At 72.0% G+C, this 25,758-nt stretch carries 27 protein-coding genes; 15 read left to right on the top strand and 12 right to left on the bottom strand.

The annotated features are described in order from the left end of the window. Positions 1-28 precede the first annotated feature (28 nt). The 3 genes from ACFO9I_RS10175 (at position 29) to ACFO9I_RS10185 (ending at position 4,038) form a co-directional block, all read left to right on the top strand. Positions 29-469 (top strand): SRPBCC family protein, encoded by a 441-nt coding sequence (locus ACFO9I_RS10175; protein ID WP_379180400.1) that lies wholly within the window; start codon positions 29-31, stop codon positions 467-469. Positions 470-500: 31 nt separating this feature from the next. Next, a complete protein-coding gene (uvrB, locus tag ACFO9I_RS10180) occupies positions 501-2,627 on the top strand; it encodes an excinuclease ABC subunit UvrB (protein ID WP_379180402.1) in 2,127 nt (708 codons plus the stop codon). A 124-nt stretch (positions 2,628-2,751) separates the two neighbouring features. After that, complete coding sequence (locus ACFO9I_RS10185) at positions 2,752-4,038, top strand: MFS transporter (protein ID WP_379180404.1); 1,287 nt, start codon at positions 2,752-2,754, stop codon at positions 4,036-4,038. On the opposite strand, the gene ACFO9I_RS10190 is transcribed toward ACFO9I_RS10185, so the two are convergent. Next, on the bottom strand, positions 3,992-5,050 hold the full coding sequence (locus tag ACFO9I_RS10190) for an AbrB family transcriptional regulator (RefSeq protein ID WP_379180406.1): 1,059 nt from the start codon (positions 5,048-5,050) through the stop codon (positions 3,992-3,994). The two genes, ACFO9I_RS10185 and ACFO9I_RS10190, sit on opposite strands and share 47 nt — an antisense overlap. Before the next feature lie 83 nt (positions 5,051-5,133). Between ACFO9I_RS10190 and ACFO9I_RS10195 the strand changes: the two genes are divergently transcribed. Genes ACFO9I_RS10195 through ACFO9I_RS10205 form a run of 3 tightly spaced genes read left to right on the top strand, consistent with a single transcriptional unit; the run spans position 5,134 to position 7,113 of the window. Next, positions 5,134-6,144 (top strand): PIG-L deacetylase family protein, encoded by a 1,011-nt coding sequence (locus ACFO9I_RS10195; protein ID WP_379180408.1) that lies wholly within the window; start codon positions 5,134-5,136, stop codon positions 6,142-6,144. Positions 6,145-6,167: 23 nt separating this feature from the next. After that, positions 6,168-6,734 (top strand): hemerythrin domain-containing protein, encoded by a 567-nt coding sequence (locus ACFO9I_RS10200; protein WP_379180410.1) that lies wholly within the window; start codon positions 6,168-6,170, stop codon positions 6,732-6,734. Positions 6,735-6,747: 13 nt separating this feature from the next. Further along, positions 6,748-7,113 (top strand): MmcQ/YjbR family DNA-binding protein, encoded by a 366-nt coding sequence (locus tag ACFO9I_RS10205; protein WP_379180412.1) that lies wholly within the window; start codon positions 6,748-6,750, stop codon positions 7,111-7,113. 1 nt (position 7,114) lies between these two features. On the opposite strand, the gene opgC is transcribed toward ACFO9I_RS10205, so the two are convergent. The 5 genes from opgC to ACFO9I_RS10230 are packed head-to-tail and all read right to left on the bottom strand — an operon-like array spanning position 7,115 to position 13,667. Beyond that, positions 7,115-9,538 (bottom strand): OpgC domain-containing protein, encoded by a 2,424-nt coding sequence (gene opgC / locus ACFO9I_RS10210; RefSeq protein ID WP_379180414.1) that lies wholly within the window; start codon positions 9,536-9,538, stop codon positions 7,115-7,117. Positions 9,539-9,591: 53 nt separating this feature from the next. Further along, the gene (locus tag ACFO9I_RS10215; RefSeq protein WP_379180416.1) at positions 9,592-10,044 is read right to left on the bottom strand and encodes an ATP-binding protein; all 453 of its coding nucleotides are present in this window, start codon (positions 10,042-10,044) and stop codon (positions 9,592-9,594) included. Beyond that, positions 10,037-10,372 carry an STAS domain-containing protein gene (locus tag ACFO9I_RS10220; protein ID WP_379180418.1) on the bottom strand — a complete coding sequence of 112 codons (336 nt, stop codon included), beginning with the start codon at positions 10,370-10,372 and terminating at the stop codon, positions 10,037-10,039. Before ACFO9I_RS10220 ends, ACFO9I_RS10215 begins: the two co-directional genes overlap by 8 nt. Beyond that, a complete protein-coding gene (locus tag ACFO9I_RS10225) occupies positions 10,369-12,444 on the bottom strand; it encodes a glycosyltransferase family 2 protein (protein WP_379180420.1) in 2,076 nt (691 codons plus the stop codon). The genes ACFO9I_RS10220 and ACFO9I_RS10225 overlap by 4 nt, the downstream gene beginning before the upstream one ends. Beyond that, the gene (locus ACFO9I_RS10230) at positions 12,441-13,667 is read right to left on the bottom strand and encodes a PP2C family protein-serine/threonine phosphatase (protein ID WP_379180422.1); all 1,227 of its coding nucleotides are present in this window, start codon (positions 13,665-13,667) and stop codon (positions 12,441-12,443) included. Before ACFO9I_RS10230 ends, ACFO9I_RS10225 begins: the two co-directional genes overlap by 4 nt. 119 nt (positions 13,668-13,786) lie before the next feature. Here ACFO9I_RS10230 and ACFO9I_RS10235 point away from each other — a divergent pair, with 119 nt between their 5' ends. Next, positions 13,787-14,497 (top strand): response regulator transcription factor, encoded by a 711-nt coding sequence (locus ACFO9I_RS10235; protein WP_379180424.1) that lies wholly within the window; start codon positions 13,787-13,789, stop codon positions 14,495-14,497. Positions 14,498-14,509: 12 nt separating this feature from the next. Here ACFO9I_RS10235 and ACFO9I_RS10240 read toward each other — a convergent pair whose 3' ends face one another. Together ACFO9I_RS10240 and ACFO9I_RS10245 are read right to left on the bottom strand one after the other, a co-directional pair. Further along, positions 14,510-15,184 carry an ion channel gene (locus ACFO9I_RS10240; RefSeq protein ID WP_379180426.1) on the bottom strand — a complete coding sequence of 225 codons (675 nt, stop codon included), beginning with the start codon at positions 15,182-15,184 and terminating at the stop codon, positions 14,510-14,512. Next, positions 15,185-15,733 (bottom strand): DUF1707 SHOCT-like domain-containing protein, encoded by a 549-nt coding sequence (locus tag ACFO9I_RS10245; RefSeq protein WP_379180428.1) that lies wholly within the window; start codon positions 15,731-15,733, stop codon positions 15,185-15,187. Positions 15,734-15,802: 69 nt separating this feature from the next. On the opposite strand from ACFO9I_RS10245, the gene ACFO9I_RS10250 reads away from it, so the two are divergent. Both ACFO9I_RS10250 and ACFO9I_RS10255 read left to right on the top strand, forming a co-directional pair. After that, complete coding sequence (locus ACFO9I_RS10250) at positions 15,803-16,765, top strand: NAD(P)/FAD-dependent oxidoreductase (RefSeq protein WP_379180430.1); 963 nt, start codon at positions 15,803-15,805, stop codon at positions 16,763-16,765. Positions 16,766-16,767: 2 nt separating this feature from the next. Continuing rightward, on the top strand, positions 16,768-17,232 hold the full coding sequence (locus ACFO9I_RS10255; RefSeq protein ID WP_379180431.1) for a pyridoxamine 5'-phosphate oxidase family protein: 465 nt from the start codon (positions 16,768-16,770) through the stop codon (positions 17,230-17,232). A gap of 23 nt (positions 17,233-17,255) precedes the next feature. On the opposite strand, the gene ACFO9I_RS10260 is transcribed toward ACFO9I_RS10255, so the two are convergent. Continuing rightward, entirely contained in the window at positions 17,256-17,870 is a 615-nt protein-coding gene (locus tag ACFO9I_RS10260; protein WP_379180433.1) for a TetR family transcriptional regulator, read from the bottom strand. Between the two features lie 133 nt (positions 17,871-18,003). Between ACFO9I_RS10260 and ACFO9I_RS10265 the strand changes: the two genes are divergently transcribed. From ACFO9I_RS10265 to ACFO9I_RS10275, 3 genes are read left to right on the top strand one after another with little or no spacing between them, the layout of a single operon-like run. Further along, on the top strand, positions 18,004-19,260 hold the full coding sequence (locus tag ACFO9I_RS10265; protein ID WP_379180435.1) for a glycosyltransferase family 4 protein: 1,257 nt from the start codon (positions 18,004-18,006) through the stop codon (positions 19,258-19,260). Next, positions 19,257-19,982: a class I SAM-dependent methyltransferase gene (locus tag ACFO9I_RS10270; protein ID WP_379180437.1), complete on the top strand. Its 726-nt coding sequence runs from the start codon at positions 19,257-19,259 to the stop codon at positions 19,980-19,982. Before ACFO9I_RS10265 ends, ACFO9I_RS10270 begins: the two co-directional genes overlap by 4 nt. Then, positions 19,972-21,108: a prenyltransferase gene (locus ACFO9I_RS10275; RefSeq protein ID WP_379180439.1), complete on the top strand. Its 1,137-nt coding sequence runs from the start codon at positions 19,972-19,974 to the stop codon at positions 21,106-21,108. The genes ACFO9I_RS10270 and ACFO9I_RS10275 overlap by 11 nt, the downstream gene beginning before the upstream one ends. On the opposite strand, the gene ACFO9I_RS10280 is transcribed toward ACFO9I_RS10275, so the two are convergent. Together ACFO9I_RS10280 and ACFO9I_RS10285 are read right to left on the bottom strand one after the other, a co-directional pair. Next, complete coding sequence (locus tag ACFO9I_RS10280) at positions 21,067-21,729, bottom strand: class I SAM-dependent methyltransferase (protein WP_379180441.1); 663 nt, start codon at positions 21,727-21,729, stop codon at positions 21,067-21,069. The two genes, ACFO9I_RS10275 and ACFO9I_RS10280, sit on opposite strands and share 42 nt — an antisense overlap. Before the next feature lie 46 nt (positions 21,730-21,775). Next, positions 21,776-22,534: an alpha/beta hydrolase family protein gene (locus ACFO9I_RS10285; RefSeq protein WP_379180443.1), complete on the bottom strand. Its 759-nt coding sequence runs from the start codon at positions 22,532-22,534 to the stop codon at positions 21,776-21,778. Between the two features lie 51 nt (positions 22,535-22,585). On the opposite strand from ACFO9I_RS10285, the gene ACFO9I_RS10290 reads away from it, so the two are divergent. The 3 genes from ACFO9I_RS10290 to ACFO9I_RS10300 are packed head-to-tail and all read left to right on the top strand — an operon-like array spanning position 22,586 to position 25,123. Further along, positions 22,586-23,797 (top strand): DUF480 domain-containing protein, encoded by a 1,212-nt coding sequence (locus tag ACFO9I_RS10290; RefSeq protein ID WP_379180445.1) that lies wholly within the window; start codon positions 22,586-22,588, stop codon positions 23,795-23,797. Then, entirely contained in the window at positions 23,794-24,414 is a 621-nt protein-coding gene (locus ACFO9I_RS10295) for a class I SAM-dependent methyltransferase (RefSeq protein WP_379180447.1), read from the top strand. Before ACFO9I_RS10290 ends, ACFO9I_RS10295 begins: the two co-directional genes overlap by 4 nt. 55 nt (positions 24,415-24,469) lie before the next feature. Then, positions 24,470-25,123, top strand: a complete 654-nt coding sequence (locus tag ACFO9I_RS10300; protein ID WP_379180449.1) for a hypothetical protein — start codon at positions 24,470-24,472, stop codon at positions 25,121-25,123. Positions 25,124-25,182: 59 nt separating this feature from the next. Here the strand turns inward: ACFO9I_RS10300 and ACFO9I_RS10305 are convergent, their stop codons facing one another. Then, the gene (locus tag ACFO9I_RS10305; protein WP_379180451.1) at positions 25,183-25,656 is read right to left on the bottom strand and encodes a GNAT family N-acetyltransferase; all 474 of its coding nucleotides are present in this window, start codon (positions 25,654-25,656) and stop codon (positions 25,183-25,185) included. Between the last annotated feature and the right edge of the window lie 102 nt (positions 25,657-25,758).

The following is a 25,758-nucleotide window of genomic DNA, read 5'->3' on the forward strand; positions in this document are numbered from 1 at the left end:
CTGGGAGGGGTGGGGAGCAGTGCCGCACGTGAGAGGACACATCGACATCGCGCGCCCGGTGGAGGACGTGTTCGACACGGTCGCGGACCAGACCCGGGAGCCGACGTACAACCCCGGCATGGTCAGCTCGCAGCAGGTGACGCCCGGGCCGGTGGGCGAGGGCAGCAGGTTCCGGGCGGTCGCCCGGACCGCGGGGCGCGAGGTCCCGATGACGATCGAGCTGGTGGACTACCTGCGCCCCCACCACCTCGGCGTGCTGACCAGCGTCGACGGCACGATCATCGACGGCACCATCGACTTCGTCCCGTGCGCCGGCGGCACCCGGATGTGCTGGGACTGGGACATCCGGACGACCGGCCGTGTCCGGGCGCTCGGACCCCTCATCGGCTACCTCGGCCGCCGGCAGGAGAGGCGGATCTGGTCCAGCCTGAAGCGCCAGCTCGAGCGGGACGGCGTGCGACGGGAATAGGACTGTCGGCGGCGACGTTTAGGCTCGTCGTATGCGACCCGTGACAGATCTCGAGCGCCGAGTGGCGCCCTTCAAGGTCGTCTCCGACTACCAGCCCTCCGGCGACCAGCCCACTGCCATCGCGGAGATCTCTAAGCGGATCGACGCAGGCGTCGAGGACGTCGTCCTCCTCGGTGCCACCGGCACCGGCAAGACCGCGACGGTCGCGTGGGTGGCCGAGCAGCTGCAGCGGCCGATGCTGGTGATGCAGCCCAACAAGACGCTCGCCGCGCAGTTCGCCAACGAGCTGCGCCAGCTGTTCCCGGACAACGCGATCGAGTACTTCGTCTCGTACTACGACTACTACCAGCCCGAGGCGTACGTCCCCCAGACCGACACCTACATCGAGAAGGACTCCTCGATCAACGAGGAGGTCGAGCGGCTGCGCCACTCGGCCACCAACTCGCTCCTGACCCGCCGCGACGTGATCGTGGTCAGCACCGTGTCGTGCATCTACGGCCTGGGCACGCCGCAGGAGTACGTCGACCGGATGCTCCGGCTGCGGGTCGGGGAGGAGCACGACCGCGACTCGATCCTGCGTCGGCTGGTCGAGATCCAGTACACCCGCAACGACATGAGCTTCACCCGCGGCACCTTCCGGGTCCGCGGCGACACCCTCGAGATCTTCCCGGTCTACGAGGAGCACGCGGTCCGCATCGAGTTCTTCGGCGACGAGATCGAGCGGCTGATGACGCTGCACGCGGTCACCGGCGAGGTGCTCACCGAGGACCAGGAGCTCTACGTCTTCCCCGCGACCCACTACGTCGCCGGCCCCGAGCGCATGGAGCGGGCCATCCGCGGCATCGAGCTCGAGCTGGAGGACCAGCTGGCGAAGTTCGAGCGCGAGGGCAAGCTGCTCGAGGCGCAGCGGCTGCGGATGCGCACGACCTACGACATCGAGATGATGCGTCAGGTCGGGTCCTGCTCGGGCATCGAGAACTACTCGATGCACATCGACGGCCGCAGCCGCGGCTCCGCGCCCAACTGCCTCCTCGACTACTTCCCCGAGGACTTCCTGCTCGTCGTCGACGAGTCCCACGTCGCGGTGCCGCAGATCGGCGGCATGTACGAGGGCGACATGTCCCGCAAGCGCAACCTGGTCGAGCACGGCTTCCGGCTGCCGAGCGCGATGGACAACCGGCCGCTGCGCTGGGAGGAGTTCCTCGAGCGGATCGGCCAGACGATCTACCTCTCCGCGACGCCGGGCGACTACGAGCTCGACAAGGTCGGCGGCGACGCGGTCGAGCAGATCATCCGCCCGACCGGCCTGATCGACCCCGAGGTCGTGGTGAAGCCGACCAAGGGCCAGATCGACGACCTGATCCACGAGATCCGCACCCGCACCGAGAAGAGCGAGCGCGTCCTGGTCACCACGCTGACCAAGAAGATGTCCGAGGACCTCACCGACTACCTCCTCGACGCCGGCATCCGCACCCGCTACCTCCACTCCGAGGTCGACACCCTCAAGCGGATCGAGCTGCTGCGCGACCTGAGGCTGGGGGAGTACGACGTCCTCGTCGGCATCAACCTGCTGCGCGAGGGCCTCGACCTGCCCGAGGTCTCGCTGGTCGCGATCCTCGACGCCGACAAGGAGGGGTTCCTCCGCTCGGACAAGTCGCTGATCCAGACCATCGGTCGCGCGGCGCGCAACGTCTCCGGCCAGGTGCACATGTACGCCGACCGGATCACGCCGTCGATGGAGTCCGCGATCGACGAGACCAACCGGCGCCGCGCCAAGCAGGTCGCCTACAACACGGCGAACGGCATCGACCCCCAGCCGCTGCGCAAGAAGATCGCCGACATCACCGAGATGCTGGCCCGCGAGGACGAGAGCACCCAGGCCCTGCTGGAGACCTGGGCCGGTACGGAGGCCAAGGGCCGCGCCGGCGGCGTCAAGGCGAGGCAGCCCGTGCCCGCCCTGTCGTCCAAGGATGCCGGCAAGCACGCCGCCGACCTGGCCGGCATGCCCAGCGCCGACCTCGCCCAGCTGATCCAGGACCTGACCGACCAGATGCGCAACGCCGCCGCCGAGCTGCAGTTCGAGGTGGCCGCCCGCCTCCGCGACGAGATCTCCGAGCTGAAGAAGGAGCTCCGCCAGATGATGGAGGCGACCAAGTGAACGCCCGGCACGCACGCTGGCTGCGTTCTCGTCGCTCGACCGCCAAACCCGGGCCGCCTTCGCTCCTCGGCCTTGCCATCGCACGCACCGGACGTCCACTTCCCGTGACCACTGGGTTCGGCGCGTGACCGCACCGCTCCGCCGCGCCTACGCCGTGTGGGCGGTCGGCCTGCTCGTCTACTTCCTCGCTGTCTTCCACCGCTCCTCGCTCGCGGTCGCGGGACTTGCGGCCACCGAGCGTTTCGACATCTCCGCGGCGCAGCTGGCGACGTTCACGATGCTGCAGCTGCTCGTCTACGCCGCGATGCAGATCCCGGTCGGCCTGATGGTCGACCGGTTCGGCTCGCGCAGCGTGCTCCTCTGCGGCACCCTGCTGCTCACCGCGGCCCAATGCGGATTCGCGGTGGCGGACAGCTACGGATTCGCGCTGGTCGCGCGGATCTTCGTGGGCATGGGTGACGCGATGACCTTCATCTGCGTCCTCCGTCTGGTGAGCACCTGGTTCCCGACCCGGCGGATCCCGCTGATGACCCAGATGACCGGCACCCTCGGCCAGCTCGGCGCCGTGGTCGCGGCGATCCCGATGACCTTGGCCCTGGGCCACCTCGGCTGGACCACGGCCTACCTCGCCGCCGCCTCGGTCGGGGTCGTGCTGGCGGTCGCCCTCCTCCTGGTCCTCCACGACAGCCCCGCGTCCCGTCACCTCCGGGGGCCGCGGCTCTCGTTCGCGGCGGTGCGCTCCAGCCTCGCCGCCTCGTGGGCGCACCCCGGGACCCGGCTCGGCTTCTGGATCCACTTCTCGACCCAGTTCAGCCTCACCGCGCTGACCCTGCTGTGGGGCTACCCGTTCTTCGTCCGCGGCGAGGGCCTGAGCCCGACCACCGCCGGCAGCCTGCTGACCGTGCTCATCGTGGCGGTCATGATCGCCGGCCCCACGCTGGGTTGGCTGGTCGGCAGCCACCCCTGGCACCGCTCGTCGATGGCGCTGGTGATCGTGTCCACGATCGCGGCGGTCTGGACCGTGGTGCTCGCCTGGCCCGGCTCCGCACCGGTGTGGCTGCTGGTCGTCCTGGCGCTGGTCGTGGGCGTCGGCGGCCCCGCCTCGATGATCGGCTTCGACGTGGGCCGGACCTCCAACCCGTCCCACCGGATGGCCAGCGCGAGCGGCATCATCAACCAGGGTGGCTTCATCGCCAGCCTGGTGCTCGTGGTCGCCATCGGCGTGATCCTCGACTGGCGCACGCCCGGCGACTCCACGGCGTACACCCCCTCCGCGTTCCGCTGGGCGATGAGCGCCCAGTACCTCCTCTGGGGGCTCGGGCTCTCCCAGGTCTGGCGCTACCGCCGGCGGGCGAGGTCGGTCATCAGTCGCGAGGAGCTCTACGCAACCAGCTCGCCAACGGCGGCGTGAGCAGCAGGATCACCAGCAGCCGGAAGACCTGCGCCGCGGTCACGTAGGTCACGTCCGCGCCGCTGTCGGCGGCCGTCGCCAGCACCGCGAAGAGACCGCCGGGGGTCGTGGCGAGGTACGCCGTGAGGCCGTCGACGCCGGTGGTCAGGGTGAGCAGGGCCCCGAGCCCCGCACAGAGCGCGATGACCGCCGTGATGAGGGCGACCACCACGGGGAGCATCCGGGTGATCGCCGCCAGGCTCGCGCGGGTGAACCGGAGGCCGACCTGGACGCCGATCAGCAGGTAGGCCAGGTCCTGCAGGAGCGTCGGCACGGAGGCGGCGTCGAACCCCGCCCAGCCGCCGGCGCCGAGCGCGACGGCCACGGCCATCGGCCCGAGCAGGGTGGCGGTCGGCACCGCCACCAGCCGGGCCAGCAGCAGGCCCACCGTGAGCGCGACGAGCGTGTACGCCGCGTCGGTGGGCCAGGGCGCGCCGCCCCCGTCCAGCTCGGCGACGCCGTGTGCGGGCGAGAACACCAGCGCCGTGACCAGCGGCATCGCGAGCAGCACCATCAGCACGCGGAGGTACTGCACGACGGTGACCACCCGGTCGTCGGCGCCGAGCTCGTGCGCGACGGCCACGACGCCGGAGGCGCCGCCCGCGATCAGGGCGAAGACGCCGGTCACCGTGGAGACGTCGCGCCGCAGCGCGAGAGCCCGCCCGGCGGCGAGGCTGAGCCCCAGGGTGCCGAGCGTGACGGCGAGGATCGGGACGACGTCGGCGCCCATCCGGGCCAGCCCGTCCACGCTGACCAGGGCGCCGATGGTGACGCCGACCAGACCCTGCCCGACCCGGAAGGCCAGCACCGGCACCCCGAGGACGGTCGGCGAGGTCAGCGCGTGGGCCATGCCTCCGAGGAGGGCCCCGAAGAGCACCGGTGACGGGAGACCGAGCAGCTCGAGGCCGAGACTGGTGGCCGTGGTCACCGCCAGGACGAGCGCCCAGCCCCGGGCGCGGGAGCGGGTGGGCATCGAGGCGATGGTAGTCACTAGGCTCGGACCACGGATCTTCGTCTCGGGAGGCGCGTGTGCAGCATCCAGGCTCATCGGCAACGTTGCCGGCCCTGCCGGACGGCATCGTGCGGGAGGCCACGTCACCGGAGCAGCTGGTCGTGGTGTGGGCGGTCCACGGCGTCGAGGAGCTGCTGGGCGTCCTGGCGTCGACCGGGCACCTGCCCGTCCTGCTGGCGCCCCACGAGACGGTGGAGCTGGTCGAGGTCTCGGGCGCCCCGGCGATGCTGCTGGTCGAGTCCGACCTGCTCGACGATGCGGCCGTCGCGGTCCTGGAGACGTTGCGGTCGCTCTCGCGCGAGGTGCGCGTCTGCGTCCTCGCCGGCCCCGACGCGGGCGCCCAGGGCCTGCTGCGCGCGTTGCGCAGCGGCGTCTCCGAGGTGCTCGACCCACGTGACCTCGACGGGCTGCAGCAGCTGCTCCGCCCTGCCCCGTCCACGTCGACCGAGCGCGTGCTGGCCGTGGGGGCGCACCCCGACGACGTCGAGATCGGGTGCGCGGCGACCCTGCTCCGGCACCGCGCCCAGGGCCACCCCGTCTCGGTGCTGACCCTGAGCCGTGGCGCGGTCGGGGGGCCGCGGGAGACCCGGCGGAAGGAGGCGGTCGGTGCGGCGGTGGCCATGACAGCGGAGCTCCTGATGGGCGACCTCCCCGACACCCGGATGGAGGACGCCCACGAGATGATCGGCCTGGTCGAGGGGGTGATCGCCGCCGTCGAGCCCACCACCGTCTACGTGCACTCCAAGGCCGACAACCACCAGGACCACCGCGCCGTGCACGACGCCACCGTCATCGCGGCGCGCCGGGTGCCGCAGCTGTTCTGCTACCAGTCGCCCTCCTCGCGCAACGGCTTCGCGCCGACCAGGTTCGTCCCGGTCGACGACACCATCCACCAGAAGGTCGAGGTGCTCGCCAGCTACCGGTCGCAGGCGACGCGTCACTACCTCGAGCCCGACCTGGTCGTGGCCAGCGCGCGGTACTGGGCGCGGCAGCTGACCCACGCGAGGTACGCCGAGCCCTTCGAGGTGGTGCGCGCCAGCGGGCCTCCGTCCTAGCCCGCCCTCGCTAGGGTGCGTCCATGACGACGATCGATCTGGGCAGGCCCGTCTCGGGTGACGTGGTGGAGCTGATCCTCGAGGACCACCGCCGGTTCGAGGCGCTGCTGCGCGACCTGCGGGACAGCAGTGCCGACCGCGACGCGGTGCGGCAGGCCTTCGCCACGTTGCACGTCGCCCACGCCGAGGCGGAGGAGAAGCACGTCTACCCGCAGCTGCGGCGCAAGCAGGCGGTCGGTGAGCACGAGGCCGAGCACGGCAAGGAGGAGCACGCCGAGGGCCACGAGGCCCTGCTGGCGGTCCTCGAGCTCAAGGGCACGGACACCCAGGCTTTCGACGACGCGGTCGAGGAGCTGGCCAGGCTGGTCAACCACCACCTCACCGAGGAGGAGCTCTCGATCCTCAACCCGGCGCGTGAGGAGGTCGGTGAGCGGGTCCGGGCCGACCTGGGCGAGGCGTTCGCCACCGAGCGCAACGCGCAGATCGACGCCGGCTGCGGCAGCCTGACCAACGTGCGGCGGATCGTGGCCGACGCCCGCAGGGAGGGCCTGCTCGACGACGAGAGCGACGACGGCGACGAGGGGGAGTGACGGAGGGCGGGTCGTGGACGTCAGACGCATGCAGGCTCACTGCCTGGCCAGGCCGGGGGCCTGGGCGGACAACCCGTGGGGGCACGAGCACCCCGTGGTCAAGGTCGGCCCGGAGGGGGCCGGCAAGATCTTCGCGTTCCTCGGCGCGGACGGGGTCGGCGTCAAGGGTGGGCCGAGCCGCGAGGCGGCCGACGAGTGGCTGGACCGGTACCCGGGTGCCGCCACCGTGATGGCCTACATCGGTCGCTCCGGGTGGAACGACCTGTCGTTCTCCGGCGACATCCCCGACGAGGAGCTGCTCGAGGCGGTCGACGAGTCCTACCGGCTGGTGGTCGCGAAGCTGCCCCGCAAGCACCGCCCCGAGGGCTGGGACGCCTGACTCAGCGCGGGATGACCGAGAAGAGCACCTTCTTCCTCACCAGCACCCAGACCACCGCGAGCTCGCAGGTGTGCAGCACCAGCCCCTGCCAGGTGCTGTCCCGGTCGAGCCCGGGCACGTTGTCGACGGCGATGACCAGGAACACGTGCACGATGAACACGTAGAGGCTGGCCTGGCCGAGGGGGACGAGGAAGCCGCCCACGGCACCGTGCACCGGGCGCCAGAAGGCCGTCAGGAACGCGAACGCCACGACCGCGACCAGGGCGAGGTCGACGAGCCGGCCCGGCTGGAGGTCGACGCGGATGTAGAACCGGTCGTACAGGCCGGCGTAGGTGCCGGGGTCGAAGGGGCCGAGGGGGAGCACCCCGCGGTGAGCCAGCCACAGCCACCCGAGCACCGCGGCGTAGGCCGTGACCAGCAGCGCACAGACGACCTTGCCGGCCCGCGTGGTCAGGGCCGTCACCACCTGGCGTCGGTAGTAGCCGAGCACCAGTCCGTGGACGAAGGCCACCTGCCAGATGAGCAGCGGGAAGACGTCCTCGAACTGCGAGGGCAGCCAGTGCACGTCACCCACCGTGCCGTAGACGTAGGCACCCCACGAGACCGCGAGCACCACCCACCACAGCCCCCGCACCAGCAGCCAGGAGAGCAGCGGCACCAGGGCAGTGAGGACGACGAAGAGGCCCAGCACGTTGAGCACCCACGGTCCCATGTGCAGGGTCAGCAGCTCGCGCACGGCGAACCACGGGGGCGGGTAGTCGAAGAGGTGCCGCGCGTTGGCGTAGAGGTCGTAGACCTGGCCGGCCGCGGCCCCGCCGGCGGCGCCGGTGCCCCGGTCGGTGAACGTGGTCACGACGGTGGCGTCGAGCCCCGGCAGCTGGCCCAGGACGAACACCAGCACGGTGACCACCAGCGCGACCAGGTAGATCTTCCGGGCGCGGCGCAGACGCAGCACGGCCGCCGGCCACTCGCCGAGGCGCTTGACCTGGCTCGCCTGGACCATGCCGAGGACGACGCCGGAGAGCATCACGAAGCCCTCCGCGCCGCTCACCGCCCCGAAGGCGTTGAGCGTCAGGTAGGAGTACGGCCCGGCGAGCTCGGTGTGGGTGATCACGACCGTGCAGATCAGGAAACCGCGGAAGAGGTCGATGCGCAGGTCCCGGCTGGCGCTGCCGTCGTCGGCGTAGGACCAGGAGGGCGCGAGACGTCCCGTGGCCCCGCTGACGAGGAAGAGCACGGCGAGCAGCACGACGCAGAGCACCACCCATCCCATCGAGTCGCCGAGGTGCTCGGCGTCCGGCAGGCGCCCCTGCGCGGTGGCCTCGTTGGCGGTGGCCTGGGTGATCTGGCGGGTCACGGGGCCGGTGTCGACACCGCTGGCGGAGACGTCGGATCGGAATGCCCCGGCGAGCCGGCCGGTGTGGGTCGCCCGCCAGTCGGCGAGCTTGCCGTCCGTCTCGGCCTCGACCCGCGCCACCTCGAGCCAGCTGAGGGCGCCGATCAGCGGGTGCGACTCGTTCGCGGCGAGCACCTGGCGCCACCAGGCCCGCTTGACGTCCAGCTCGTCGGCGCCGCCCACGGCGGCGTTGTAGAGGGCGCCGGTCTCGACCAGGACCGGCTTGCCGGCCGACTCGGCGAACCGGTCGTAGAAGGAGGTACGACGGGTGCGGTCGCCGTACCCCCAGCGCTCGTCGAGGCGCTGCGCGTACTCCTCGGGCTCGGGGACGGTGTTCGCGTCGACCCCGCCGAACCTGTACAACGTGAGCCCGACCCAGTCGGTCGCCTCGTCGCCGGGGTAGTAGGGCCCGTAGGGGTCGTCGCGCTCGTCGACCCGGGCGTCGCCGTTCGTGTCGAGCTCGTCCTCCTCACGGGTGCCGGAGGGGTCGACGGCGCCGTACGCCTTGCCGAACGGGTAGCCGGAGCCGTACGCCGGGGCCCACACCATCGCCGCCTGGTCGGTGGCGGCGTGCACGGCATCCGCGACGAGGCGGAACGCCGGGACGTAGGAGCGGGGCTGCTGCCCCCAGGTGACCCACGAGCCGTTCATCTCCGGGGCGAAGCGCACCAGGAAGAACGTGTCGAGCTCGCGGTGCAGGTCGGCCAGGACGTCGGCGAGCCTGTCTGCATCGGCCCCGTCCAGGTCGTCGAGGGCCACCTGCGGCTCCAGGTCGACGACCGCCACGGCCCCCTGCGTCGCCACCGACGTCACGCTGCTGCGCAGGGCGTCCTCGTCGTCGTCGCCCAGCGGGTAGTCCACCGGGACGCTGTACAGCGACGGCTGGAGGCCGAGCCGGTCGGCGTAGGCCCGGGGGTCGTCGTCGGGGAGGTCCAGCCCGGGACCGAACCAGGGGTGCCCGGCGGCGGGGGAGGGGACCGGGTCCGGCGAGGGGTCGCCGTCGGCGACGGCAGCTGGTGACGACCCCACGAGGAGGGCGAGGATGGTCCCGAGAAGCAGGAGTGCCGTCGCCGGACGGCGGTTCAGCCGGGCCTCCGCACGCACTGGAGCCGCCAGTGGTTGCGGCCCTCGACACGGTCGTAGGCGAGGTCGTCGAGCGCGGAGGCCGCGAGCGCGAGCCCGCGACCGGACTCGGCCATCTCGTCGGGCATGACCACGTCGCTGAGGTCGAGCTCCATCGGGAGGCCGTTGTCCGCGAACCGCGCGACCAGCTCGTCGTCGGTCGCGGCGAGCGTGACGTCGAAGCGGCGCCGCTCGCCGGCCGCCTCGTCGTCGTGGTCGAGGCGGTACGCGTGCTCCACGATGTTGGCGAGCACCTCGATGACCGCCATCTCGAAGCGCATCCGGTCACCGTCGGAGACGTCCGGATGGTCGGACCAGAGGTGCTCGAGCAGCGCGTGGACGAGGTCGAGGATCGAGGGGTCGGCGGGAGCGGAGAGCTCGAGGCGCCCCGGGGCGCCGTCGGCGTCACTCATCGAAGGCACCTTCCACGGTGTCGCGGGCCCGGAGGACCTTGTCGAGGTTGGTGAGCGAGAAGACCGTCTGCACCGAGGGCGTCGGCCGGGCGATGCGCAGGTCGCCGCCGGCCTGGCGTGCGGACTTCAGCCCCGCGATCAGCGCGCCCAGCCCGGAGGAGTCCAGGAACGTCGTCTCCGCCATGTCGACGACGATCCTGGTGGTGCCGGCCGCGACCAGCTCGCTCAGGATCTCCCGCAACCGTCGGGCGGACACCATGTTGAGCCGGCCCCGAGGCGTGACCACCCCGATCCCGTCGGGACGCGTTTCGACGGCGAACTCGATCATGGTGCTCCTCTGTGTCGGCGGCCGACCTGGTCGTCGGCCTGGTGGGGACGGGGCGTGGCGTCGTCGGCGGGCTGTGCCTGCTGGTGGGCCTGCTGGTGGGCCTGCGAGTCCGCCGTGGCCTCGGGCTCGAAGCCGCGGTAGCGGGCGGCCCGGATGATCACCGAGAAGATGGCGAGGTCGAAGGCGACCCAGACGAGGTTGAACGCCGTGCCGAGCGGGCCGGCCTGCCCGACGGCCACGCGGAAGACGCCGACCACGGCCGCGAGAACCAGCAGGCCCATCGCCCACAGCTGCGGTCGGACCAGGTGCCAGGCCGGTCCTGTCGGCTCCCTGCGGGTCTTCGGGGTGACCGCGAAGTCGAGGCTGCGGCCGAACCACACGTTCCCGACCGCAGAGGTGACCGAGCGGATCCAGGTGGGGAACAGGGCCAGGGAGTACTGCTGGCCGCGCCAGGTCGGCCGCCCGTTGGCGACCACGAAGAAGAGCAGCTGGTTGACGACCAGGAACGGCACCAGCCGCACGAAGAACTCCAGGCTCAGGGCCCGGACCGGCAGCACGCCGAAGGTCAGGTAGATCATCGGCGCGGCGAGGTAGACGATCGCGGCGAACCCGGACAGGTAGCTCCACATGGTGGCGAAGTACATGAGCCGCTGCGCGATGCTGAGCCCCTTCTTGACCAGCGGGTTCTCGCGCAGCATCACCTGCACGGTGCCCTGCGCCCACCGCAGCCGCTGGGTCAGCATGGTCTCGAGGTCCTCGGGCGCCAGCCCCCACGCGAGGATCTCGTCGTGGTAGGCGGTGCGCCAGCCGAGGGCGTGGATCCGCATGCAGGTGGCCATGTCCTCGGTCACCGAGATCGTGGCCATCGGCATGATCGGCTGCGCCTCGCCGGCCAGGTCCACGTCGACCGAGCGCACGAGCGCCTCGACGGTCTCGATGGCACCGAGGGGCGACCAGTCCCGGTGCGCGAGGCTGTCCAGCATCGCGTCGTCGACCGTCGCGATGCTGCCGCCCTCGCTCTCGGTGAGGCTCTCCAGCTCGGCGATCACCGCGAGGTCCGCGCGGATGCTCTCGGCGTCGGAGGCCGCCATCTCGTGGCGGATCTCCTCCACACGCTGCTGGAACGTGAAGGTCACGTCGAAGAGCGCGGCGCCCTGGCGCAGCTGGCGCCGGGCGTCCGACAGTGCTGCGCCGACCGCGTCGAGAGCCGCCCGCAGCTCGACGTCGTCGCGACCCAGCTGGCGGCGCGCCGAGCGCAGCACCGAGCGGGCCGTGCGCAGCGCCCGGTTGACCCCGAGCTCGACCTCGCCGACGTAGTGCGAGACCCCCAGCTGCATCAGCGCGTCCCGGCGGATCACGGCGTTGGAACCGCAGAAGAACGCGGCGTTCCAGCCGTCCTTGCCCTGCTGGATCGGGCCGTAGAAGAGCGGGGCCTGGCTGCCGAGCGGGTCCGACCGGGGGACGTTGACGAAGTACTGCGGCGTCTGGACGAGCGCCATCCGTTCGTCCTCGAAGTAGCCGAGCGTCCGGTCGAGGATGGCGGGCTCCGGGACCTGGTCGGCGTCGAGGATCAGCAGGAACTCGCCCTCGAGGCTCATCAGCGCGTTGTTGAGGTTGCCGGCCTTGGCGTGCCGTGGCATGCCCTCCCAGTCCGCGGTGCGGGTCATCCAGCCGATGCCCTCGGCCTCGGCCGCGGCGCGCATCTCGGGCCGGTTGCCGTCGTCGAGGATCCAGGTCCGGTGCGGGTAGGTGATGGCCTTGGCCGCCAACGCGGTCCTCATGACCAGCTCGACGGGCTCGTTGTACGTCGCGATGAGGACGTCGACCGTGCGGCCCGGCGGCGGGGGCGGGGGCTCGCCCCGGTCCTTCAGGCGCCACATCGCGAGCCCGAAGAGCAGGGAGTCGACGAGGCTGTAGGTCTCGGCGAGCACGAGCGGCACCGCGATCCACCACGCGTCCCAGTTGACCGAGAAGAGCCAGCGCCAGGCGACGTAGTTGATGCCGAGCGCCGCGGTCAGCACCACGACCACCCTGATCACCGCCAACCGGGCGGCGCTGGTCCCGGCGCTCACGACGCGCTCCGGTAGACGGCCACGGCCGTGACGTCGTCCAGCGCGACCCTGTCCTCGGTCAGCGCGGCGATGGCGGCCAGCACCTCCTCCACCCCGTCGTGCCGGGCGAGCAGCGCCCCGACGGGCTCGACCCAGACGTCCGGGTCGTCGAGCAGGTCCAGCAACCCGTCGCTGAACAGCAGCAGCCGGTCGCCGGGGCCCAGCGTCGTCTCGTGCTCGGTCCAGTGGTCGTCGGGCAGCACGCCGAGCGGCCGGTCCTGGCCGGCCAGCCGCTCGAGCGTGCCGTCGGCGTGGCGCAGCAGGCACAGGCCCATCCCGGCGTCGACGTACCGCAGCAGGCCGTCCTCGAGGTCGATCGCCGACTCGAAGAGGGTCACGAAGGACTCGCTGCGCTCGAGGTCGGGCAGCAGGCTGCGCGCGGCGTGGGTGACCGTGACCCCGAGGTCGGCGCCGGCGGTCACCGCGGCGTGCGTGCCGCGGATGGCGGCGCGGGTCCCGGCGCCGACGAGCGCCGCGCCGGTGCCCTTGCCCATGACGTCACCGAGGCCCACGTGCATGACCCCGTGGGCGATCCCGTAGTCGAAGAAGTCGCCGCCCACGGCGAGCGCCGGGCGGCAGGTGCCCGCGACCGACCAGCCGTCGACCTCCAGGGTGGCGGCCGGGAGCAGCGAGGCCTGTACGGCGCCCGCCTTGGACATCTCGTCGGCCGACAGCAGCTCGCGCTCGGCCCAGACCGCCAGGTCGGCGAAGGCCGTGAGCTGCTCGGGCGAGAGCTGGCGCGGCTTGCTGTCGTAGATGCAGAAGGTGCCCAGGACGGTCCCCGACCGGTCGCGCAGCGGGTGGCCGGCGTAGAAGCCGACGACACCGTCGGCGACCGCCGGGATGTCCTGGAACCGGGGGTCGTGGGCGGTGTCCTCGCTGACGACCACCCGACCCTCGGTGAGCGCCCGGTCGCACAGGGTCTGCTCGCGCGGGACCGCGCCACCGTCGAAGCCGTAGTGGCCCGGGAACCAGGCCCGGTCGCCGTCGACCACGGTGATGGCGGAGAAAGGCACCCCGAACACGGTGTGCGCGAGCCGGGTGATCCTGTCGAAGCGCTCCTGCGGACCGTCCTCCACGAGCCCGAGCGCCTCGACTGCTCGCTGGCGGCGCTCCGCGTCGCCGGGTGAGTCCGTCGACGCGTTCGTCGGTGCGTCCGCGCCTGGGTGCGCTGCCTGCGACATCCTCGTGTTCCTGTCAGCCGAGCCTGGGACCACTGCCGTCGAAGGGGGACGCTTCCGATTCCCCCGTGACCTGCACGACGATATCGTCACGTCATCACCAATTCTCGGTAAGGAGCTCGGTGGACACCCAGCACCGCATCCTCGTCGTCGAGGACGACCCGGCCATCAGCGAGCTGATCGTGCTCGTGCTCGAGCAGGGCGGGCGCACGGTGACGACCGTGGAGACGGGCGCCGAGGCGGTCGCCGCGGTCCGCGAGCTCGACCCCGACCTGGTGACGCTCGACCTCACGCTGCCCGACGCCGACGGCGTCGAGCTGTGCCGCACCATCCGCGGCTTCAGCGACGCCTACATCGTGATGATCACCGGTCGCAGCGACGAGATCGACCGGCTGGTGGGTCTCGACGTGGGTGCCGACGAGTACCTGTCCAAGCCGTTCTCGCCCCAGGAGCTGCGGGCCCGGGTGGCGGCGCTGCTCCGCCGGCCCCGCCTGGGGCTGGCCGATGCCCCCGCGCCCGCGGGCGAGAGCAGCGTGGACCTCGGCGGCGGGCTGGTGCTCGACCTGGCGGCCCGGGTGGCCAGCCTCGGACCGGACCGGGTGCCGCTGACGCCCGCCGAGTTCGACGTGCTGGTCGCCCTGGCGACCCGGGTCGGCACGCCGATGGAGCGTTCGGAGCTGGCGGACGCGGTGTGGAACGGCGAGTCGATCGAGTCCGACTTCCTCATCGACGTGCACGTCGGCAACGTGCGCCGCAAGCTGCGCCGTGCCGGGAGCGAGCACGAGTGGGTGCGCACCGTCGCCGGTACCGGCTACCAGCTCACCGGTCCCTGACGTCGCCGGCGGTCAGCGACTCGCGCGGGCCACGGTGAGCCCCATGAGGCGGGCGACCACGAGGGCGACGTACAGCACGCCTGCCACCTGCTCCACCATCACCAGCGAGCGGGCGTGCGCCAGCACCGGGACCACGTCGGAGAGACCCACGCTCGTCAACGTGGTGAACGACAGGAAGAGCAGCTCGAACCACGGCCGGTCGCCGGCCCCCGCCGCGTTCACGAACGATCCCGGCCAGACCACCTGCGTCGCGGCGTACAGGTAGGCGAACGCCCACGCCACCACGGTGAACGCGGCACCGGTCGCGTAGAGCTCGTCGCGGGTGACACGCTGGTCGGTGAACAGGTAGCGGATCATCCCGTAGGAGATGAAGAAGTAGAACGGCGCGTGCAGCAGCGCGTTGACCAGCACCATGGTGTCGTCCTGCGGGTCCATGGCCTCCAGGATCGTGGTGACCATCGCGGGCGCTCCGAACAGCACGGCCACCCAGGTGAGGGCCGGCGTGCGGCGCACGGCCCAGAGCGCGATGAGCACCACCAGCATCCCGACGACGCCGATGATGGCTCGGCCCGCCCGGTTCTGGTCGAGGAACGGGTAGGCGAGGACCGCCACCAGCTGGGCTGCCAGCAGCACCGCCGAGGGGTGCGTGCGCACCAGCCGGGCGCGACGGGCCAGGGCGTCGGACACCTAGGAGCCCTCGTCCCCGGTCTCGGGCGGCTTGCGGTCCAGCTCCCTGGCCTGCTTCTTCTTCAGCCGGCGGCGGTTCGCATCGATCATGTCGGGGCGGCGCACCAGCGTCCGCAGCAGGTTGAGCGCCGTGCCGGCGATCACGAAGGCCGGCCAGAAGAACCCCCACTCACCCCAGTTGGTGGCCGCCCAGATCACCACGCAGACCAGGCTGGGGCCGACGAACGCGAGCAGGGCGTCGCGACGGTCCGACTCGTACTCCGCCACCGCTCGCCGCTGCAGCTCCTCGCCGGACAGCCGCGCCAGCTCCCCCGCGGGGCGGGCCGAGGGGGCCGCGACCAGGTCGGCCACGAGTGGTGGCAGCTCGCCGAGCGTCCGGGCGGTGCCGGCGGCGGTGCTGCGGCTGTCCAGCTCCTCGCGGTCGAGCCGGCCGTCGGCGTACGCCTCGGCCAGCACCTGCTGGACGACGCCCCGGTCCGCGTCGGACGCCCGCAGGCCGGCGCACGCCGGGTCCCGCGGGTCGTGACTGAACGACGACCACAGATCCACGTCCCGCATCCTAGGTAGACCCGGTACGGTTCCTCGACCAGGACATGTCGATCCCCGGAGGTGATTCGTGTGGACACCGACCTGCTCGTCATCGGCGCCGGCCCCACGGGTCTTTTCGCCACCTACTACGCCGGGTTCCGGGGCCTGCGGGTCGCGGTCGTCGACTCGCTGCCCGAGCTCGGTGGCCAGATCACCGCGATGTACCCCGAGAAGCAGATCCTCGACGTCGCCGGGTTCCCCACCGTCAAGGGACGCGACCTGGTCGAGGGACTGGTCGCCCAGGCATCCACCGCGCACCCCGAGTACTTCCTGGACCGGACCGCCACCAAGCTGCGCCACGATGGCGACAGCGTGACCGTCGAGCTCGACGACGGCACCGCGATCCGGGCCGGAGCAGTGCTGATCACCGCCGGCATCGGGAAGTTCAGCCCCCGGCCACTGCCGGCGGGGGAGGGCTGGCTGGGCCGCGGGCTGGAGTTCTTCGTGCCGAGCTTCGCGCCGTACGCCGGCAAGGACGTGGTGATCGTGGGCGGCGGTGACAGCGCCTTCGACTGGGCGCTGCACCTCGAGCCGGTGGCGCGGTCGGTCACGCTCGTGCACCGTCGCGACGCGTTCCGGGCGCACGCGCGCACCGTGGAGCAGGTGCGCGCCTCGGCGGTCCGGATCATCACCAGGGCGGAGGTCACCGCCTTCAACGGCGACGGGGTCGTCGAGTCGGTGGACGTCACCGCCGACGGCGAGACCCAGACCCTGCCGGCCCAGGCCGTGGTCGCGGCGCTGGGGTTCGTCGCCGATCTCGGGCCGCTCCAGCAGTGGGGGATCGAGGTCTCGAAGCGGCACGTCGTCGTCGACTCCGCGATGCGCACCAGCCTCGAGCGGGTCTTCGCCGCAGGGGACATCACCGAGTACGCCGGCAAGGTGCGGCTGATCGCGGTCGGGTTCGGCGAGGCGGCGACCGCGGTCAACAACGCGGCGGTGGCGATCGACCCGTCGGCCCACGTGTTCCCGGGTCACTCGAGCGAGGGGAGCTGACCGTGGGCGGGCGCGCCGCGGTGCGGATGAGCGACGAGGAGGTCGCCGACCTCCTCGCCGACAACCTGAAGGTCCAGGTGGCCAGCATCGGCCGGGACGGCACGCCCCACCTGACCACGCTCTTCTACGTGGTGCTCGACGGTGCGATCGCGTTCTGGACCTACGCGCGCAGCCAGAAGGTCCGCAACCTCGAGCGCGACCCGCGGATCAGCTGCCTCGTCGAGGACGGCACCGACTACTTCGAGCTGCGTGGGGTGTCGATGACCGGTCGCGCGGAGATCGTCCGCGACCACGACCGGGTGCTCGAGATCGGCGCGGCCGTCGCCGTGCGGATGGTCGGCGCGAAGAGCCTCGACGACCTCGGCGAGCTCGGCCGGACCACCGTCGAGGCGCAGGCCGCCAAGCGGGTGGCCGTCGTCGTCCGCCCCGACCACGTCGCCACCTGGGACCACCGCAAGATGCGCTGAGCCGCGGAGGTGCGGTCGCCCGGTCAGTCCCTGAGCAGCAGCCGGACGGCGACGTCGAGCTGGCGCCCCACGTCGTCGGCGGAGGTGCGGCCGGTGACCCAGCCGACCAGCAGGGAGAGCCAGACGTCACCGATCACGCGGGCGATGTCGGTGTCGTCCCCGGTCAGCTCCGCCTGCCCCGGGTGCATGGCCCGGGTGAGCATCGTGCTGACGAGGGTGCCGACCGCCTGGATCTCGTTCTTGACCGACTCGTCGGCGAACATGAACGCGCGGGTGAGCGCCTCGGTGAGGTGGGGGTCGGCCTGGAGGCCCTTGTTGGTCCGGGCGAGCAGGTGCATGACCCGCTGGTGGGGGGTGTCGCCCGGGATCGGCTTGTCGCGGGTCGCTGCCTCGGCGCGCTCGAACTCCCGGCCGAGCGCGGAGACCAGCAGGTGGATCTTGGAGGGGAAGTAACGGTAGAGCGTCCCGAGCGCGACGTCCGCCTGCTCGGCGACGGCACGCATCTGGACGGCGTCGAACCCACCCTGCGAAGCGAGAGCGATCGTCGCGTCGAGGATCCGCTTGCGTCGGTCCCGTTGCGCTGCCGACCCGAGCTCCTCGACCGTCAGCGAGCTGGCGCTGCCCACGGGCCCTCCCATGTGTCTCCCTCTCCGAGACGGTCCACCGAGCCGCTCGGTGGACCGGAGATCTACGCTAGCAATCTGCGGGTCATAATAGGAACACGTTCCATTTCGTCCGGCCCGGACGCTCTCACCAGAAAGGTCGTGACGGATGCGGATCGCACTCCTGTCCTACCGGAGCAAGCCCCACTGCGGAGGGCAGGGCATCTACATCCGCCACCTCAGCCGCGAGCTGACGAACCTCGGTCACTCGGTCGAGGTCTTCTCGGGCCAGCCGTACCCCGAGCTCGACCCGGGGGTCGCGCTCACCAAGGTCCCCAGCCTCGACCTCTACCGGGAGCCGGACCCGTTCCGGATCCCGAAACCGCGGGAGTTCCGCGACCTCGTGGACGTCGAGGAGTTCCTCACCATGTGCACGGCCGGCTTCCCCGAGCCGAAGACCTTCAGCACCCGCGTCGCGAAGGTGCTGCGCGACCGCGTCGACGACTTCGACATCGTCCACGACAACCAGGTGCTCGGCTACGGCATGCTCGAGATCGAGAAGATGGGGCTGCCGCTGATCACGACGCTGCACCACCCGATCACCTTCGACCGGCGCATCGACCTCGCCGCCGCCCCCTGGCGCAAGAAGCTGTCCGTGCGCCGCTGGTACGGCTTCCTGCGCATGCAGGGCAAGGTGGCCCGCCGGGCGCGCAAGATCCTCACCCCCTCGCAGGCCTCCAAGCGCGACATCGTCAAGGACTTCGGGGTCGACCCGGCCCGCCTGCAGGTGATCCTGCTCGGCGTCGACGACGGCTTCGCCCCGCCCACCGCGCCGCGGGTGCCGGGCCGGATCCTGGCCATGGCCAGCGCGGACGCGCCGATGAAGGGCATCGCCACGCTGCTGGAGGCGTTCGCCAAGCTCCGCACCGAGCGCGACGTCGAGCTGGTCCTGGTCACCAGGCCGCAGCCGGGCGGCCGCACCGAGCAGCTCATCGACCGCCTCTCGATCGGCGACGCGGTCCGGTTCGTGCACGGCGTCAGCGACGCCGAGCTCGTCGAGCTGATGGGGTCGGCGGAGATCGCGTGCGTGCCCTCGCTCTACGAGGGGTTCTCGCTGCCGACCGCGGAGCTGATGGCCTGCGCCACCCCGCTGGTGGTCTCCCGGGCCGGGGCGATCCCCGAGGTCGTCGGCCCCGACGGCGAGTGCGCCGACCTGGTCACTCCCGGCGACGTGGGCGAGCTGGAGTCGGCGCTGGCCGCACTGCTCGACGACCCCGAGCGGCGTGAGCGGATGGGCGCCGCCGGGCGCGAGCGGGTGCAGGAGCTGTTCAGCTGGCGTGCCGTGGCCGCGGCCACCGCTGCGGCGTACGAGGAAGTGATCGCGGACTACCGGGCCTCGACCGGCTCGGCCACCGGAGGTGCATGACAGTGTTGACCGTCGACTTCGACCGCCTCGGGCTGCGCCCGGGGGACCGGGTGCTGGACATGGGCTGCGGCGCCGGCCGGCACGCGTTCGAGATGTACCGCCGCGGCGGTGACGTGATCGCGTTCGACCAGGACGCCGACGAGCTCTCCGGGGTGCGCGAGCTGTTCGTCGCCATGAAGGAGGCCGGCGAGGTCCCCGAGGGGGCCGAGGCCGACGTCAAGGAGGGCGACGCGCTGTCGCTCCCGTTCGCCGACGGCGAGTTCGACCGGGTCGTGGCGGCCGAGGTGCTGGAGCACATCCCCGCCGACATCCAGGCGATCGACGAGCTGGTGCGGGTGCTGCGGCCGGGCGGCACGATCGCCGTCTCGGTGCCGCGCTGGTTCCCCGAGATCGTGAACTGGAAGCTGTCCGAGGACTACCACAACGTCCCCGGTGGGCACATCCGGATCTACTCCGACAAGGAGCTGATCGGCAAGCTCACCAACGCCGGCCTCGACTTCGAGGGCAAGGACTACGCCCACGGCCTGCACTCGCCGTACTGGTGGATCAAGTGCGCCGTCGGCGTCCGCAACGACGACCACCCGCTCGCCAAGGCCTACCACCGGCTGCTGGTCTGGGAGATCATGAAGCAGCCCCGGACGCTGCGGCTCGCCGGCAAGGTCCTCGACCCGCTGATCGGCAAGAGCATGGTCCTCTACTTCCGCAAGCCCGATGCGGGCTGACCTCCCCGCCTGGGTCCCCGGCCTCGAGGGCGTGCTGAACGCCGCCGAGGTTGCGGAGACCGCGGCCTCGATCGCGGCGATGCAGGAGCCCGACGGCGCGGTGCCCTGGACGGTCGGCGAGCACACCGACGTCTGGAACCACGTCGAGTCGGCGATGGCCCTGCTCGTCGGAGGCCAGGTCGAGGCGTCGGACCGCGCGTTCGAGTGGTGCCTGGCCACCCAGCGCGAGGACGGCTCGTGGCCGATGAAGCTGGTCGGGGGCGCGGTCGAGGACCACAGCGGCGAGACCAACATGTCGGCCTACCTGGCCGTCGGGGTGTGGCACAGCTGGCTGGTGCGCGGCGACGTCGGGCTCGTACGCCGGTACTGGCCGGCCGTCCGTCGCGGCCTGGACTGGGTCGTGTCGATGCAGCTGCCCTTCGGTGGCATCGCGTGGTCGCGGGAGTGGACGGACGGGCGCCCGGCCAAGGTCAACGAGGAGGCGCTGCTGGCGGGCTCCTCGAGCATCTACCAGTCCCTGCGGGCCGGCGTCGCGCTGGCCGAGCTGCTCGGCGACCCCCAGCCGGACTGGGAGCTGGCGGGCGGGAGGCTGGGTCACGCCCTGCGCGAGCACCGCGACCTGTTCCTGGACAAGTCGGAGTACTCCATGGACTGGTACTACCCGGTCCTCGGGGGTGCCGTGCGCGGCGAGGCGGGCCGGGCCCTGCTGGCCAGCCGCTGGGACGAGTTCGTCGAGCCCGGGCTCGGCATCCGCTGCGTGCTCCCCGACCCCTGGGTGACCGGCGCGGAGACCTGCGAGCTGGCGATGGCGCTGGACGCCGTCGGCGACCGTGAGCGGGCGCTGCAGCTGCTGGTCGACATGCAGCACCTGCGCGCCGAGCAGGGCAGGTACTGGACCGGCTACGTCTTCCCGGACAAGGTCAACTGGCCGGTCGAGCACACGACGTACACCGCGGCCGCGGTGGTCCTCGCCGTCGACGCGCTCGCGGACGGCACCGGGGGCGCCGGCATCATGCGCGGCACCACGCTGGCCGCGGACTTCCGGGAGGTCGGCCTCGAGTGCGGCTGCGCGCCCGGCGACCGCTCAGGCGACCGGGTCGCCGGCCTCGCCGGCCGTCCGTCGTAGCACCCGCATCGAGCCGAGCGCCTCGACCTCGGTGAACGAGCCACCGTCGATCGCGCGCAGGAAGACGTCGTACGGCGGTCGGCCGCCGTCGGCGGGGTCGGGGAAGACGTCGTGGATGACCAGCAGGGCGCCGCTCGCCAGCCACGGCGCCCAGCCGGTGTAGTCGTTGTGGGCGTGCACCTCGGCGTGCCCTCCGTCGATGAACACCATCGACAAGGGGGTGCGCCAGTGCGCCGAGACCGTCGTGGACCTCCCGACGACGGCGACGACCTGGTCCTCCAGCCCGGCCAGGGCCAGGTTCCGGCGGAAGACCGGCAGCGTGTCCATCAGGCCGAGCTCGTCGTCGACCAGCGTGGGGTCGTGGTGCTCCCAGCCGGCCTGGTTCTCCTCCGAGCCGCGGTGGTGGTCGACCGTGAACACGGTGCCGCCCACCTCGCGCGCGGCGGCACCGAGGTAGATCGCTGACTTCCCGCAGTAGGTGCCGACCTCGAGCACCGGGCCGTGCGGGAGCCGCTCGCGGGCCACCCGGTGCAGCAGCAGCCCCTCGTCCTCGGGCATGAACCCCTTGGCCGCCCGGGCGTGGGCGAGCAGGTCGTCGGGCATCGCGGTGGTCTCCGGCACGGCGCCACCCTAGACGGGGTGGGCACGGCACCGACCTGCCCCGGGGCTAGGGGGCCAGGTAGGGGTCGGCCCAGGCGCTGATGATCCGCGCGGCCCGTCGCGCCTGGTTCTTGCCGGTGAGCAGGTGCTCGGTGCCCTCGAGGGAGACGAAGCTGCGCGGGTGCCGCGCGGCGCGGAAGATCTGGCTGGCGTTCTCGATCCCGACGGTGTTGTCCGTCGGTGCGTGCATCACGAGCAGCGCCCGGCGCAGGGTGCGGATGCGCTCGTGCAGGTCCGCCGCGCGCACGTCCTCGATGAACGCCCGCCGGAGGGTGAGCGCCTTGCCGCCGACCGGGAACGGCGCCTCGCCCTCGGTCATGATGAGGTCGATCAGCGCGTCGTAGTTGTGCTCGACGTGCGCCGGCTCGTACGGCGCGCCGATGCTGGCCACGGCCCGGACGCCGTCGACCAGGTGGGCCGCCGCGATGACGGCGGCGCCCCCGAAGGAGTGGCCGACGAGCAGCCGGACGTGCCGGCCGGTGCCCTCCATGAAGCGGACCGCCTCGGCGGTGTCCTCGACCTTGTGGGAGAAGGAGCCGTCGCCCCAGTCGCCCTCGGAGTGGCCGAGCCCGAGGTTGTCGAAGCGCAGCATGCCGATGCCCTCGCTGGCCAGCTGCTTGCAGATGCGGCTGGCGGCGGGGGAGTCCTTGCCGAGGGTGAAGCCGTGGGCGAAGACGCCCCAGCCGCGGACCGGCCCCTCGGGGAGGTCGACGAGCCCGGCGAGCATCGGCCCGCTGGTGCTGGGGAAGGAGACGCGCTCGGCCACGCTCGACATCGTTCCAGACCTCGCAGGCGTCGAGTCTCTAGTCTCGTCAGGGTGAACGACCTCCCAGTCCTCGATCCGGTCGACCAGCGCATCCTGGGCAGCCTGCTGGAGAAGCAGGTGACCGTGCCGGCGTCGTACCCCCTCACGGCCAATGCCCTGCGCTCGGCCTGCAACCAGTCGAGCAACCGCGACCCGGTGCTCGACCTCGACGAGCAGACCGTCGAGCGGACCGCCCGCGATCTCAAGGAGCGTGGGCTGCTGCGCATCGTGTGGTCCGACAGCGGCCGGCGGACGCTGAAGTACCACCAGACGCTCGACGAGCGGCTCGGCCTCGAGCCCGACGAGCGGGCGCTGCTCACGGTGCTGCTGCTCCGGGGCGAGCAGGCTCCCGGTGAGCTGCGCACCCGCACCGAGCGGCTGCACGCGTTCGCCGACCGCGGCGAGGTCGAGGCCTGCCTGCGCCGGATGGCCGAGCGCCCGCAGCCGCTGGTGCGCCAGCTCGAGCGCCGTCCCGGGCAGCAGGACCCCCGCTGGATCCACCTGCTCGGCCCGGTCCCGCAGCAGGCCGCGCCCGCGGTGACTCCCTCCGTGGACCGTGACGCCGTCATCGCGGACGGCCGGGAGGCGCGCGACGCGCGGGTGCGTTCGTCGTACGACGCCGTGGCCACCGCGTACGCCGACCACCTCGCCGACGAGCTGACCGGACTGCCGTTCGAAACCTGGCTCCTCGACCGGGTCGCCGCCCACGCCGACGGCCGTCCGGTGGTCGAGGTCGGCTCGGGGCCGGGGCACGTGACCGCCCACCTCGCCGTGCGCGGTGCCGACGCGACCGGCATCGACGTCTCGTCCGCGATGGTCGAGGAGGCACGGCGCCGGTTCCCGGGGGTGTCGTTCGAGACCGGCGACCTGCGGCGCCTGATGCGGCCCGCCACGAGCGCGGGCTGGGCGGCGGTCCTGGGGTGGTACTCCCTGATCCACCTCGCGGCGGCTGAGCTCCCGGACGCGGTCGCTGCGCTGACCAGGCCGCTCGCCCCCGACGGCTGGCTGGTGCTCGCACTGCACGCCGGGGCGGAGGTCCGGCACCTCGACGAGTGGTTCGGTCACGAGGTCGACCTCGACGTGGTGCTGCACGACCCCGCGCAGGTGGTCGGGGTCGTGGAGGCCGCCGGCCTGGTGGACGTGGAGTGGTACCTCCGCGGGCCGGTCGCGGCCCGGGGTGAGACGACCGAGCGGTTGTACGTCATCGGGCGGGCCGCCGGATGACGCACGAGTTCGACAAGGGGTACTGGGACTCGCACTGGCGGCAGGCGCAGGACGGGCCGGCCTCGGCTTCCGGCGCCCCGAACCCGTACGTCGTCCGCGAGACCGGCGGCCTGGTGCCCGGCACCGCGTTGGACGCGGGGTGCGGCGAGGGTGCCGACGCCAGCTGGCTCGCGGCCCAGGGCTGGCAGGTCACCGGCGTCGACATCTCCACCGAGGCCCTCGCCAGGGCTGCTGGGCGCGCAACCCCGGACAACGGCCCCGTCCGTTGGGTGGAGGCGGACCTGGGCACCTGGGAGCCGGAGCGGCAGCTCGACCTGGTCATGACGAGCTACGCCCACCCGGCGATGCCGCAGCTGGCGTTCTACGACCGCATCTCCGCCTGGGTCGCGCCGGGCGGGACGCTGCTGGTCGTCGGGCACCTGCACACGCCCGGTGCCACGGGGCACGACCACGAGCCCCCCGAGCAGGCCTCGGTCACGCTCGCGGACATCACCGCGCTCCTCGACGACGCGCGCTGGGAGGTCGAGACCGCCGAGGAGCACGTGCGCGAGGTCCCCGGCCACGCCGGGCCCCTGCACGACGTCGTCGTACGCGCCACGCGGCGCCGCACGCCGTAGCCGCTCCCGGTCGTTCTCGGCACTCGAACCCGGAGGACGTGGCTAGGATCCCGGCGTGTCCGATGAGCAGTACGCCGCCGTCACGTACGACGGCCTTCCGGCATCCAGCGGAGGGGCTCACTCTCTCGGGCGCATGACGCGTCGAGCCGCTCTCGAGGCGACGACGTCCTTCCGGCAGACCTGCACCGAGCCGGCAGGCCCCACGGAGTACTCGATCACCGTGCACCAGGTGCCGGGGCTGACGCCTCCCACCCGCCTGCTGCACGAGCTGGAGCGCAGGTTCGGGCGTGGCCGTCTCCTCGTCCTTGCTGAGGACGAGGTCGAGGAGGCCCTCGACCTCCTCGACGACATCCATCCTCAGCCGACGAACCAGTGGGGCATGGCCCCGATCTGGTTCAGCGCCGGCTCCAGGTACCGGCTGCTCGATCCGCAGACAGGTCGCCCGTTGCCCGGTCAGACCGATGACCTGTTCCATCGGGTCGGGTACACGAACGAGTCGCGCCTCGTCCTCGACAACAGCGCGCGTCTGGCGCTCTCGTTCTGCATCCCGGGCGGCGAGGTCGGCGTGCTCGACCGGATGATTCCGTGGCTCGAGGAACACCTGCCCTGCAAGCTGTCCCCGAAGCAGTGGCGTGCGTGGACGCGCACGAGGTCCGGCACGCTCAGACCCCGAGTCCTCGGTGTGTCAGCTGCGCGATCTCGACGGTGACCGGGCGCTGCCCTCTTGCTGGTGCTCGACGTCGATGCGTCGGCTCCGATGATCGAGGGTCACGAGGGGTACAGGTCGAGCTCGAGGACGGGCTCGCCCTCGTGCACGTGACCGGTGGGCCGGAAGCCGTACCGCTCGTAGAAGGGGCCGGGAGACCTCGGCCCGACCACGTGCGAGACCAGGAGCACTCGGGCATCGGGACGCGAGCGAACGTGCTCGACCACGAGGTCCAGCGCAGCGGTGCCGTAGCCCCGGCCCTGGAACCGGAAGTCGACCAGGAGGCGCCACAGGTAGTACGGACCGAGGTACTCGGGGTTGTCGACCGAGATGCCGTCGCTGATCATGACGAATCCGACGGGCTCGTCGTCGGCGTAGAGCGCGCGGTACCAGGGCTTCGCATCGGGGAGCTCGGCGGCCTCTGCCAGGGACTCCGTCACGCTGGCCACGTAGTGGGTCTGGTCCTCAGTGACCGCGAGCGACTCGACGGCAGCGCGGTTGTCCTCGGTGATCTCGCGAAGTGACAGCACCGGCACGGTCTCACTCCTGGGCCCCGGCAGCGCTCGTGCGCCGCGCCTGCTGAGCATCGCACGGGCAGCACGGCAGGCCTGATCGCCCGGTCGGTGCCGGGTGGTCGG

The organism is Nocardioides sp. GCM10023255 (assembly GCF_042653125.1).
GTDB lineage: Bacteria > Actinomycetota > Actinomycetes > Propionibacteriales > Nocardioidaceae > Nocardioides.